This is a genomic window from Paenibacillus sp. FSL R5-192 (assembly GCF_000517845.1).
GTDB lineage: Bacteria > Bacillota > Bacilli > Paenibacillales > Paenibacillaceae > Paenibacillus > Paenibacillus amylolyticus.
In genome coordinates this window covers 1-12,649 of the sequence record NZ_ASPR01000046.1, presented here as the reverse complement: position 1 = coordinate 12,649, position 12,649 = coordinate 1, and the positions used below count along the sequence as shown (strand labels likewise).

14 protein-coding genes and 1 pseudogene are annotated in these 12,649 nt (G+C 41.9%); 13 read left to right on the top strand and 2 right to left on the bottom strand.

Features of this window, described 5'->3' with window-relative positions:
• Window positions 1-3 precede the first annotated feature (3 nt).
• The 4 genes from hflX to glnA all read left to right on the top strand — a co-directional run bounded on the left by hflX (window position 4) and on the right by glnA (window position 4,581).
• Window positions 4-1,290 (top strand): GTPase HflX, encoded by a 1,287-nt coding sequence (hflX, locus tag C161_RS21850; protein ID WP_036672754.1) that lies wholly within the window; start codon window positions 4-6, stop codon window positions 1,288-1,290.
• Window positions 1,291-1,373: 83 nt separating this feature from the next.
• Window positions 1,374-2,627, top strand: a complete 1,254-nt coding sequence (locus C161_RS21845) for a methionine gamma-lyase family protein (protein ID WP_036672753.1) — start codon at window positions 1,374-1,376, stop codon at window positions 2,625-2,627.
• An 82-nt stretch (window positions 2,628-2,709) separates the two neighbouring features.
• Window positions 2,710-3,123, top strand: a complete 414-nt coding sequence (locus C161_RS21840) for a MerR family transcriptional regulator (RefSeq protein WP_017687924.1) — start codon at window positions 2,710-2,712, stop codon at window positions 3,121-3,123.
• 129 nt (window positions 3,124-3,252) lie between these two features.
• Window positions 3,253-4,581, top strand: coding sequence for a type I glutamate--ammonia ligase (glnA, locus tag C161_RS21835; RefSeq protein WP_036613569.1), 1,329 nt, complete (start codon window positions 3,253-3,255; stop codon window positions 4,579-4,581).
• Between the two features lie 118 nt (window positions 4,582-4,699).
• On the opposite strand, the gene C161_RS21830 is transcribed toward glnA, so the two are convergent.
• Window positions 4,700-5,875 (bottom strand): site-specific integrase, encoded by a 1,176-nt coding sequence (locus tag C161_RS21830; RefSeq protein ID WP_036672752.1) that lies wholly within the window; start codon window positions 5,873-5,875, stop codon window positions 4,700-4,702.
• A gap of 137 nt (window positions 5,876-6,012) precedes the next feature.
• A complete protein-coding gene (locus C161_RS32060; RefSeq protein ID WP_017687927.1) occupies window positions 6,013-6,747 on the bottom strand; it encodes a helix-turn-helix domain-containing protein in 735 nt (244 codons plus the stop codon).
• Window positions 6,748-6,949: 202 nt separating this feature from the next.
• Here C161_RS32060 and C161_RS21820 point away from each other — a divergent pair, with 202 nt between their 5' ends.
• The 9 genes and pseudogenes from C161_RS21820 to C161_RS21780 form a co-directional block, all read left to right on the top strand.
• On the top strand, window positions 6,950-7,183 hold the full coding sequence (locus C161_RS21820; RefSeq protein ID WP_017687928.1) for a helix-turn-helix domain-containing protein: 234 nt from the start codon (window positions 6,950-6,952) through the stop codon (window positions 7,181-7,183).
• Between the two features lie 11 nt (window positions 7,184-7,194).
• Entirely contained in the window at window positions 7,195-7,506 is a 312-nt protein-coding gene (locus C161_RS21815) for a hypothetical protein (protein ID WP_051449870.1), read from the top strand.
• 22 nt (window positions 7,507-7,528) lie between these two features.
• Complete coding sequence (locus tag C161_RS21810) at window positions 7,529-8,665, top strand: ParB N-terminal domain-containing protein (RefSeq protein ID WP_017687930.1); 1,137 nt, start codon at window positions 7,529-7,531, stop codon at window positions 8,663-8,665.
• Window positions 8,649-9,074 (top strand): ORF6C domain-containing protein, encoded by a 426-nt coding sequence (locus C161_RS21805; RefSeq protein ID WP_036672751.1) that lies wholly within the window; start codon window positions 8,649-8,651, stop codon window positions 9,072-9,074. The genes C161_RS21810 and C161_RS21805 overlap by 17 nt, the downstream gene beginning before the upstream one ends.
• A 118-nt stretch (window positions 9,075-9,192) precedes the next feature.
• Window positions 9,193-9,555, top strand: a complete 363-nt coding sequence (locus C161_RS21800; protein WP_051449869.1) for a hypothetical protein — start codon at window positions 9,193-9,195, stop codon at window positions 9,553-9,555.
• Window positions 9,556-9,653: 98 nt separating this feature from the next.
• On the top strand, window positions 9,654-10,814 hold the full coding sequence (locus C161_RS21795) for a hypothetical protein (protein ID WP_156946149.1): 1,161 nt from the start codon (window positions 9,654-9,656) through the stop codon (window positions 10,812-10,814).
• Between the two features lie 7 nt (window positions 10,815-10,821).
• Window positions 10,822-11,229, top strand: a complete 408-nt coding sequence (locus C161_RS21790) for a hypothetical protein (RefSeq protein WP_241230735.1) — start codon at window positions 10,822-10,824, stop codon at window positions 11,227-11,229.
• A 27-nt stretch (window positions 11,230-11,256) separates the two neighbouring features.
• Entirely contained in the window at window positions 11,257-12,279 is a 1,023-nt protein-coding gene (locus C161_RS21785) for a replication protein (protein WP_036672748.1), read from the top strand.
• 4 nt (window positions 12,280-12,283) lie between these two features.
• Window positions 12,284-12,649 (top strand): annotated as a pseudogene (locus C161_RS21780) (DNA replication protein); the annotation flags it as partial.

The window sequence follows — 12,649 nt, the reverse complement described above, 5'->3', positions numbered from 1 at the left end:
TACATGACAAATGGTACACATGATACAGATATGGTCAAAAAAGATCGCGCCGTCTTGGTGAGTCTTGTTACGGATGATGTAAAACGTACAGGTATCAACCCTGAGTACTCTTTAGAGGAACTGGTGAAACTTGCCGAGACAGCTGGAGTGGAAGTGCTAAGTGTACTTTCTCAGAACAGGGAAAAACGTGATACCAAATGGTTCATTGGTAAAGGTAAGGTGGAAGAACTCCGTGCGATTGCAGAGGAACTGGGAGCAACTACAGCTATATTTGATCAGGAACTGTCAGGCGCACAGGTTCGTAATCTGGAAGAAACCCTCGATCTCAAAATTATTGACCGTACCCAATTGATTTTGGACATCTTTGCACAACGGGCCAACACTAGAGAAGGTATCATTCAAGTGGAATTGGCTCAACATAGCTATTTGCTGCCACGGTTGTCGGGTCATGGCAAGAACCTGTCCAGACTCGGGGGCGGAATCGGAACAAGAGGCCCAGGTGAAAGCAAACTGGAGACAGACCGCCGTCACATTCGTGGTCGTATCGATGATCTGAAACGTCATCTGGAAGAATTGACACGTCATCGTAAGTTGCATCGTGAACGCCGTAAAAAGACAGGTATTGTTCAGGTGGCCCTTGTTGGTTATACGAATGCTGGCAAATCAACTTTGCTCAAGCAGTTGACGGCTGCAGATGTGTATATTCAAGATCAGCTATTCGCAACATTGGATCCTACATCACGTACGATGGAACTTCCAAGTGGAAAAGAAATCGTCCTTACCGACACGGTTGGATTTATTCAAAATCTACCGCATGATCTGATTGCAGCATTCCGTGCAACGCTGGAGGAAGTGAATGAAGCAGACCTGATCCTGCATGTTGTGGACGCCTCATCAGCTATGCGTGAAGATCAGATGCGGACGGTTAATACGATTTTGCAAGAACTTGGTTCAGGGGACAAGCCGCAGTTAGTGCTGTATAACAAAAAAGATGCGTGCACACCAGAGCAGCTTGAGATGCTTCCATTGGATAAAGGCCATATTAAAGTAAGCGCATTAGACTCGGAGGATCTGCTTAAAATCCGTGAATTCATTCAGACAGAGCTGACAGGTGATACGAAGCGCTTCCGTATTCCGGCAGAACGTGGTGATCTTACGTCGGTACTCTATAAAATTGGTGATGTAGTGGATACCAGCTTTGAAGAGAATGATGTAATTTATGAAGTTGAATTGCAAAAAGGTGAATATGAGAAATTTGGTTATATGCTTGAAGAATTCATTGAATTGTAATATTCATGACATATTGATGTGATAAGTTACACGATAATGGATATTCGACGTCAGATTCGTGCTATGAAGGGGAATGAAGTAAGATGGTAAGCTTTGATTTAGAAATATCTGAACTTCAACGTCAAGTGGAGCGTCAGATTGAAGGACAACTGCAACAGATTGATCGGATCACAGATCACAATCAATGGAAGGTGATTAATGCTTTCCAACAGCGAAAAGTAAGTGATTTTCACTTTGCAGGTTCAACAGGTTATGCCTATAACGATCGTGGGCGTGAAGTGCTTGATGAAGTGTATGCTGATGTTTTCGGCGCGGAATCTGCGTTGGTACGTCCTCATTTTGCTTCAGGTACTCATACGATTAGCACAGCTCTCTTTGGAGTTTTGCGTCCAGGTGACGAATTATTGTACATCACGGGTAAGCCTTACGACACATTGCATAAAGTTATTGGCGAACCCGGTGATGGTACAGGTTCATTACGCGATTTTGGCATCGGTTACCGTGAGACGGCCTTAACTAATGAAGGTGGAGTGGATTGGGCAGCAGTTGAAAAAAGCATTACACCGGCTACAAAAGTCATTGGGATTCAACGTTCACGTGGTTATGACTGGCGCTCATCCTTCTGTGTTGCTGAGATTGCTGACATGGTTACGCGTGTTAAAGCGCTTAAGGAGGATGTCATCGTATTCGTAGATAATTGTTACGGTGAATTCACGGAGGAACGTGAACCGACAGAAGTTGGAGTTGATCTGATGGCCGGATCACTGATCAAGAATCCTGGTGGAGGCATTGCGGAAACCGGTGGATACATATGTGGGAAGGAACAATACGTACAGCTGGCAGCTTATCGTCTAACAGCCCCTGGAATTGGGGGAGAGGTGGGAGCAATGCTGGGGACAACACGTGGCATCTACCAAGGACTTTACATGGCACCGACAATTGTAGGACAAGCTATTAAAGGAAGTACGTTTGCTGCTGCGATGTTTGCTGAATCCGGATTTGTAACCAAACCCGCCTGGAATGAAGCTCGCACAGATCTGATCCAGGCTGTTAAGTTTAGCTCTGCCGAGCATCTGATCGCCTTCGTGCAGGGGATTCAGCGTGCAGCAGCTGTGGATAGCCATGTGGTTCCTGAACCGTGGGATATGCCTGGTTATGAGCACCCTGTCATTATGGCGGCAGGTACGTTCATTCAGGGTGGAAGTCTGGAATTATCAGCCGACGCGCCTATTCGGGAGCCGTATATCGGGTATATGCAAGGCGGATTAACGTACTCTCATGTCAAATATGGCGTTTTGATGGCGTTACAGACTATGAAAGATCGTAAATTATTGTGAGTTTATCTAACACGTCATTGACACTTGGTAATAACTAAATGTACAATAGGGTGAAGAATAGATGACTGGAAGGTTGATGAACATGGGTGATGAAATCCGCAGAAATATGGCCTTATTCCCAATTGGTATTGTAATGAAACTTACGGATCTGTCTGCACGTCAGATTCGTTACTATGAGCAGCACAGCTTGATCGTTCCTGCGAGAACGTCAGGTAATCAACGGTTATTCTCTTTTAATGACGTAGAGAGATTGCTAGAGATCAAGGCTTTGATTGAAAAAGGAGTTAACATCGCGGGCATCAAACAAGTGATGAATCCTGTTTCGAAAGAATCCGAGGAAGCTACAGTTATCACGCCAGATACTGAAGTTAAACGCAGAGAGCTGTCCGATACGCAGTTGCACCGCTTGCTGAAGCAGCAGCTTGTATCAGGTAAGAGACCAGGACAAGTATCTCTCATTCAGGGAGAGCTTTCCCGATTCTTTAATAAAAATTAAATTCGCATAACTTGGCGAGTGAGGGGAAAACACGTACTTTTGGTGTGAGACTCCTTGACCCGTGGAACTTTCTAATGTACAAATATAACAGGCAAGCCAAATACGCAGATAAGAAAGGGAGAGGTTATAGTGAGTTATACAAAAGAAGACATTCTCCGCATTTCGAAAGAAGAAAACGTACGATTCATTCGATTGCAATTTACTGATTTGCTTGGAGCTATCAAAAACGTTGAGATTCCTGTGAGTCAGTTGACTAAGGCTCTGGATAACAAGATGATGTTCGATGGATCTTCCATTGAAGGTTATGTACGTATTGAAGAGTCCGACATGTACCTCTATCCAGATCTAGATTCTTGGCTTATTTTCCCATGGGTTGCAGAGAACCGTGTTGCACGTCTGATTTGCGACGTATATCTTCCGGATGGTAATCCGTTCCCAGGAGATCCACGTGGTATCTTGAAACGTAACCTGAAGGAAGCCCAAGATATGGGATTCACTTCCTTTAACGTTGGTCCTGAACCCGAGTTCTTCTTGTTCAAAACGGACGAAAAAGGAAACCCGACTAACGAACTGAATGACCAAGGTGGTTATTTCGACCTTGCGCCTACAGATCTTGGTGAAAACTGTCGTCGTGACATCGTTATCACACTTGAAGAAATGGGCTTTGAGATCGAAGCTTCCCACCATGAGGTAGCTCCAGGTCAGCATGAGATCGACTTCAAATATGCTGATGCTCTGAAAGCTGCTGACCAGATCCAAACGTTCAAACTCGTTGTTAAAACGATTGCACGTCAGCATGGTTTACATGCTACATTCATGCCGAAACCACTGTTTGGTATGAACGGATCCGGTATGCACTGTAACCAATCCTTGTTCAAAGGCAATGAGAACGCATTTGTTGATGAGTCGGACGAGTTGGGTCTGAGCAAAACTGCTCGTCACTTCATGGCTGGAACTCTGAAGCACGCACGTGCGTTTGCAGCAATTACTAACCCAACTGTGAACTCATACAAACGTCTTGTACCAGGTTATGAAGCACCTTGTTATGTAGCATGGTCTGCTAGTAACCGTAGCCCAATGATTCGTATTCCAGCTTCCCGTGGTCTGAGTACACGTGTTGAGGTTCGTAACCCGGATCCGGCTGCTAACCCTTACCTGGCTTTGTCTGTTCTGTTGAAAGCAGGTCTGGACGGAATCAAACGTGAGCTTTCCTTACCAACTCCAATTGACCGTAACATCTACATCATGTCAGAAGAAGAGCGTGTGGAAGAAGGCATTCCAAGCTTGCCAGCTGACCTGAAAGAAGCATTGAATGAATTGATCCGCAGCGAAGTCATCTGTGACGCTCTCGGCGACCACGCCTTGGCTCACTTCTATGAGCTGAAAGAAATTGAGTGGGATATGTATAGAACACAAGTCCACCAATGGGAACGCGATCAATATATCACGTTGTACTAGGGATATCTAAACCTTGGTAGTGCTGGATTTTCAGCGTTCCAAGGTTTTTCTCTTTTTAGAGAAATATCGGTGGGATATTTGTTATGACCGCGGTTTTGACCGCGACTATTAAATCAATCTATTCTTCTGGATAGTCCATGTAAGAAGAGTATTTATCTATGCTTCTAACTTCTATCACTTCTGTAATATGTGCGTAAATATCAGACGTGACTTCAATAGAAGCGTGTCCTAATCTTTCCTGGACTTCTTTCATACTTGCCCCGGATTCTAACATCATAACAGCATGTGTGTGTCTGAGTCCGTGAACAGTGATATCTTTATCTATTCCAGCATTTTTACAGATCCTTTTGAGCGCTCGTTGTAACGTTGATTTTGCAAAAGGGCGACCATCACCTCGATTAAAAACCAATTTCAAGCTTGTTTCCTCGGTAATTCCAATTTGTTTCTCGAACTCCTTTTGTATGAGGATTTGCTCGTTTAATTCTTTAGCTAAACTTTCAGTTATCATAATGGATCTTTTTGAAGCCGCGGTTTTGGGAGGCGCAAATAATTTTTCTATATCAAACTGATTGTACACAATTGTTTTATTGATTGAAATTCGCCTTTCCACCGTGTCTATATCATCTCTTTGAAGCGAAAGTGCTTCGCCTTTTCTTAATCCAGTTTCAATAAGAGTTTTGAAAAAATAGTAATACTTAGGATTATCTTTTAATGCCGCTGACAAAAAAACAAACACTTCCTGTTTAGTAAGAAAGTTAGCTGGGTCTGAAGTATTCAGTTTATTTAAATTCGGATCCGGGATAATTATTTTAGAACAAGGATTTTTCTTAATGATTTCAAGATCTAATGCTTTGTACATAGCACTCTGCATTGTAGTATGGATAATTTCAACTGTACGTTTGCTGAGATGTGTGATTAGCCCGTTAACGAAAGTTTGATATTGAGCGTTTGTGAGCTTCGAAACCTTAATAAAGCCTAGGTTTGGTACCAAGTATTTTTCCACTCCATATTTGTGTTGCTTGAAAGTGTTCTCTCTAACAGTATTCCTTTTGTAAATCTCTAGCCAATCCATAAGAAAATCCTTAATCAATATGTCCTTGCTTTGATTTGCGAGATTTCCGCTTTCAATTTGGATTTCTAATTCTTCTGCAGCCAATTTAGCTTCTGTTTTAGAGTTGAATCCTCTGCGTGTTGTATTTATCCTCTTCCCTGTTTTAGGGTCAACTCCTGTATCAATCTTGAACATCCAGAGTGTTCCTTTTTTCTTTGTTTTATATTTGATGTAAGATGCCATTTTACAATCTCCCCTCGAAATGATTGTTTTTTGCCAACCCTCCTTATAAGAATATACGTTCTATTTTTACATATAGGAAATAGCCTTACGGCTATGAAACCTAAAAGTGAGAAGATTTTAATCTTAGTGTTATGAAGTTATTTGTCTTGGTCAGTCAATGCTTCGGCATATCCCAAAATACGCTGTTTGAGTTCTTGAGAAATTGGTTTTCCGTTAAAACTAATTTCAGGTTGATTAAGAAATTCTTCTAAATCTTTAATGTCATTTTCATCTTCTTTGTAAAGTTCATGTTTTTTAGCTATTGAAGTTAACTCTTTTAACAAAATTTCTTTTTCCTCATAACTTAACTTTTCAAGTATGATTTCTGACAAAACCTCGAAATTACAAACTAAGTTAAAAGAACCTTCAGTAATTTCATTTAGAGTTAAAGGATCATCCTTAAATTCATTTACTCCTCTTTCGTATATTTCAAAAAAGGCTGTGGACTCCTCATTAATTTGAATATTTTTAAAAATCTCAATTGCATCTTCTTGTAGATATGAGAAAAATAATCCTTTCTCGTCAGTAAGCATGGCTGCTACATGCTTTATTTTCTCGTCAAGATCAGAATTCAAGTTAAAATGATCGATTCTTTTCAAGGGTTCATTATCATCTTCATTTATGTGACCTGCCATAATCATCAATTCATTAAAAGATATATCTAGAGCTAGTGATATCTTTTTCAAAGTATCTGGTTTTGGAGCGCCGCGTTTTCCAGTCTCGATTCTTGAGAGTTGAGCAATACTTATTCCTGATTTTTTTGAGACGTCTATCAAAGTGAATCCTTTTAAATCGCGGGCATTCTTAATCAATGTACCAAGTTCATTAGACACGACGATTCCACCTTTTTTCTTATTGGTAATTATAATACCATCTTTTTACCTAGGGGTAAACAGGAAATCTAGAATACAGAAGGTATCTGATGAAAAACAGCGTAATCAATGAGCCAGATGCAGAATTTGGCGAAATATAGCATTTTACCAAAATGAAAAATACTGATATTGTTTTACCCAGAGGGAAAAAGGTGGTGAAAAAATGGCTAATATGTTTGGGATATATCTAAAAAAACAACGTAAAAAGAAAGGGTTGAATTTGATCGAATTATCTGAATTATCGGGAGTAAGTTGCGCACAGATTTCAAGAATCGAAACAGGTAAACGGGGGATGCCCAAACCCGATACATTAAAAAAATTCTCGGTTGCCTTAAATCTAAATTATGAGGATTTAATGATGAGAGCTGGGTATCTGGAAAAGGTGACCAACTGCTAAGGAGGAACGAGATGGAAACTAACATGACAATTCATATTCCTGACGTAGATAAGTATGTCCAAGAACTTGTGAAAAAAGCATATGAAATCGGAGTCGAAGAGGGGAGAGTCAAGTACGACTATCCTCTTGTACTCACTAAAAACGATCTGAAGGATATATTTCAAGTAGAAGCGTCAGCAGTAAATAAACTTGTGGAAAATCCTTCTTTTCCTAAATTCAAATTAATTCGAGCGAGGTACCCGAGAGATCTAGTTTTCAATTGGATAAGTGAAAACTCCTCTAATCAAACAGTTGGATTCTCCAGAAGGAAGAATAACAATTAATCTGTAAAGGAGAATTAAAAAATTGCAAATTACTATTGAAAAAATAAAGGTTAATGACCGCATTCGAAAGGACTTTAGTGGCATTGAAGAACTGGCGCAAGACATTGAACGGAACGGACTTATCAATCCTATATTAATAACTCCTGATTTTCAATTAGTAGCTGGAGAACGCCGATTACGCGCTCACCAACACCTTGGTCGAAAAGAAGTGATGGTTAGGGTTATGGAAATTGAAGATTACGAGCACCAACTCCGGTTAGAAATTTCAGAGAACGAGCACCGGAAAGAATTTACCTTCTCGGAGCGTGTGGAATGGGCTAAACGCCTTGAGGAAGTCGAACGAATTAAGGCCAAAGAACGGATGGCAGGAGGCAAGGAAAATGTTCCTGAGCAGCCGACCGGACAAGTTCGAGATATCGTTGCAGAACAAGCAGGATTTGGTTCTGGTAAAACGTATGATAAAGCCAAATTTATCATGGAGAACGCCACTCCGGAAATCATTCAGCAACTCGACGCAGGAATCATTTCAACACATAAGGCTTTTACGGAAACAAAAGAACGTCTTGAAGCCGCAGTCCGAGAAGCAGAAACGCGGGCAGCTCAAGCTGAACAAGAGAAAGAAGAACTTCAACGGCGATACAAGGATGCGATCCCAGCCAATCAGGTGGATGAAGCAGTAGCGGCGGCAGTAGAACGCCGAGATGAAGAGACAGAAGTTCTACTCGAACAGAAATCTCAAGAAGCTGCTAAGAAGATCAAAGAGCGTGATCAATACTGGAAGGACAAGCTTCAGGACGATGTTGAGGCTGAGCGTCTGAAGGTAGAAGAACTGAAAGCCGGTTATCAGCGGACGAAAGAAGAATTGGAGACTATAAAGCTCCAGCAGTCAGATGACTTCGATGAACAACAGGCGACCGCTCAAATGAAGAAACTTCGCTTCGAAGCTGATAGCAACACCATACAGGTCAGCATCCATGTGAAGCAGTTTCTCCAGAAGGTTGGGATTACATCGTTCATGCTAGGTGCAGTATCCGGCGCAAGTACGAGTGAGAAGAAACGACTATCAGAAGGTCTTGATATGCTCCAATCCTTCATAGACCAACTTCGTCCGGCAATTAATTCAAGAAAGGTGGTAGACAGACATGACATTGATTCCTAATCAGCCTGACTATCTGACAATCGTTGAAAGACAGTTGCAACTTACAGAGGCGCAGGGAGTTGCTATCCGAGGATTATGGGATGGCATGAAACAAATGCAAGATGACGTTGCTGAAAAGGTCGGAGAGGTTCAGATGATGGTGCAGGAGGTTCGAGATAGTGTAACGCTGACGGATGCAGAGTGCTACCAACTCCAGTCTCTTGTCCGCAAGAAGTCGAACTCGTTAACAAAGGACAGGTATAAAGAGTCTGACGAGAAATTCAAGGTCCTGGTCGGTCGTTATCGTAGGATGGTCTGGAGTAAATTGAAAGATCGGTTTGAGGTAGCGAAATACAGCCATGTACGGCGTATCGACTTTGATGACGCAGTTGATTTCATTAAGGAATTTCGTCCGGAAGACTACATCTGATCTGACAGGAGTTGAAACCGATGGGATACAAATTTATGACTCTGGATGACTTGGCACGTATCTGGTCACACAAACCTTTACAACATGAAATTATTCAGAGAAACATTGCCAAAAAGAAATGATGATTCGTGCTCAGAATTTAATGCAAACCAGAGTGTTGCGAAGACAGATTAGGGATTTATGTGATACTGCGATTGATGCATTAGCAATGGAACGCAGCATCAAACCCATCAAACAACAAATTAAGATGCTCCGTAACGATCTTGAGGAATTAGAACGCTCAATCGATAAGAACGCAGAATATGAAGGACTAGTCTGGAAAGAACCATCAGGCTATAAGGTTGAAGGGACAGTGATTGGTTTGTGTAAACACTGCGATAGAGAAGTGTTCTCGGGACAAAAATTTCCTGATCCAAAAGAAGAAGGACTCTTTTGTAACTACTATTGCAGAAGAGTCTACCGCAATAACAGCATCAAATGAGTCCTTGAAGTTAATCGTGCTACCAACACGATCGTTTAAGAAAACAGTTAACGGAAGTATACCATGAAAATTTAATAATGAAAATAGGAGGGTTTCCCGTGGAAGATAAAAAGGATTATGCCTTAGGAGAAACGAGTATCGCTGTTAGGGGAGATAAAGATATATCACATCCCCTCTTTATGCGCATGCTGGAAATGATGAAAGGCAGAGGGTTTGCTATTGGTTCCGATCCACGAATCGATCGTGACTATGCCATTCTTTCAAAGGACCACTTTGCAGGAGGTAAGGGGGACCTTCTCTTCGTAGCTGAAAAGTATAACATCGGAGCACGAATTGAGTTCTACCAAGAAATAAATGTGGAAAACTCTAGCGGTGGAAGGTACGACTTCGGCAAATTTAAAAAAATGCCTTACTTGATCCAGAAGCGTTTTTTGGTTGAACGAAATCATATCGAGAACTTCTTGTTAAAAGAAGGTTATGTGTGTGACTCTGATCCTGAATTGAAAACATCACATGACAAGGTGTTTCACAAACTAAACTCATCTAGCAGACACTGGAATTCTGACAACCTTCCTGACTATAACGCGCTTGATAAAGATGGTGTGCGGATCAGCAATGGAGAAGTTAAGTACTTCCGAGACCGTAAAGGGGTGCTGATGAGAGGGACTGTCTATCACAACATCAACAATATGTGGTGGGTGATTATGAACAAAGATCATTACACCAACATGGCTGCATTCGAACTGTTTGATCTATTAACAAAACCTGAAAATTGTATGAGGAAGCTTTCGAAAAAATCGGGTCATCACAATCCTAAATCCAGGTTCGTTCCAAGTGAAGAAAATTTAAAAAATTGGAAATCTTCAGCTAAGCAGGCAGGAAGATTCGGCAGGGCAGATTTAGCCAATAGAGTATTAGCCTATCTGTATGAAATAAATTGGATGTCTCGTAAATTCGAGTTTATCAAGAAAGAAAATGGACGTCTTGGATTAGTAGAGACAGAAGGGAATCCATACTTTATGGGACAGCGTATTGGAGAAAGGAAGTATGATCCTCCCCAAGCAGTAAAGTTATACTCGCGCAACTTACCAATGTCGAGTACTGAAGCATCATGGATTACAGGACTGCGTGACTATGTTACAGGTGGGAAGCCCACTATTTCAAAATGGTTCTGTAAGGATGGAAACGGAGAAGGTGGACAGGCTTACCTTTGGCCGGAGGTTAGGGAACGATTACTCCATATTGGAGCGCATGTATAAGTAAGGAGTGACTGCATTGTCTCTACAAAAACAATATACATTAGGTGAGTTATACAGCCTAGCAGAACAGTGCAGTCACGATTATCCGGCTACACTGGCTCGGAAGATCGAGTTTTTGACCGAGGTACAGGTTATTTTGGGCCGTAGAGCTGCTGAAGCAGTGAGAGACTATAAACGTATCTACGCCCAGAGAAAGCGTGAGTATGCAGAAGCATACCTTGCTGCTGGCAAAGACAAAGCTCAGCGTGCGGAGCTGGCAATCATTGAGATTCGTCTTAAGGAAGCTGATGCTGAGGCAGACAAGGTTCGCTGGCATAACGCAGTGGAAAGTAATGATCAGGTTATCAATTCGTTGAAATATAGCTTGAAGGTTCTTCTGGCGGAATTCAACAATCCAGCCAGTGGAAAGAGATAGTAATCAGAATTTTCCGGGGTGAGGAGAGTGGCAAGTCCCCAGTTAAAGAATGGATTCATCGGGATTGCTAATGAAATATGGGATGAGATAATCAGCCGGAAGTTCACAGAAAGGCAACAAAAGATTCTCAAGCTGATTCTAAGGCTGTCTTATGGCTGCCAGAAGAAAGAGGCTGTTATTCCCCTCTTGAAGCATTTCGAACTATGTGGGGTACGCATACAGGACGCTAAAAAAGAGATCACTTACTTGGGACAGTGTAAGGTGATTTATTGGGATGGCAAACAGGTCTATTCTCTCAACAAAAACTATGATGAATGGCGTGTCAGTCTTGTGAAAGAGTGGGATCGCGAGAAATTTTCAGAACTTATCTCTTTAAATATAGGCAATAAAAAAGTTACGAAAAGTGTAACTCCAGAAAGTGAAGATCATGACGAAAGTTACGAAAAGTGTAACTCCGAAGTTACGAAAAGTGTAACTAATGAGTTACGAAAAGTGGAAGTCGAAGAGAGTCCAATCCCTTGCGGGAGTAAGGATGAAGGCACCTCTAAAGACATGTTTAAAGACAGTATTAAAGTCGGTTGTTGTTTAACTGATCCCGATTCGATATTTGAACCGTACATGGGAAACAAGGATTCTGTTCCTAATACCGAAGCAGATGCTGACTCTGATCGGGAGGTTTCCCAAACGGAATATCGTAATCAAGTGGCAGCTCGTTATCTCCAGAGAAGAGGCAAGGGACTGGAGATAACCTTAAACGATGAAGATGCGGTTAAACAGTTCATAGCTGAGAGGATTCCGCTCCAAACAGCTATCGATGGTATTGACCAATCGTTTGACAATTTTAAACCAAAGAACAAATGGGATCAGATACGAAACCTGAGTTATTGTGCCACGGTTGTATATTCGCTACATGCCAAACGGCAAAACTCAAATGAGGTTGTAGTACCTGTGTCGGATACTCGGCCTGATGAAGAATCGTCAGAAGCTACTGTGACAGAGGATGATTTAAAAGAAATGTTGGCTGCTTTACGGTCAAAGCAAGGAGTGTGAGTAAATGGGCAGCTTTCAGGAGGAACTCAAGGCACTAATTCCCCCAAGGTTTGCAGAAAGACAGCAGGCAGCTATTCAGCAGATTGATAGCCATCCTGAAATCAAACGACTCAGACAGGTCTATCCTGATCGCTCCGGAGACCTGACAAGCCCAAGACGGTATAGGGATGTATCCGAACATTTGGCTCAATGTGATGCATGCGAGACGTGCCCAGGTCTAGTAGGATGTCAGAACGTCCAGAAGGGTCACAGGAGCGTTGAAGAACCTAACCCTAATAAACAGGACGAGTTAGTGTTTAGGCTCAGGAAATGTAATTTATTAAAGGCCTACGAGAGACAGCAGGGGATTGGTCAGAGAATCAAAAGCCAT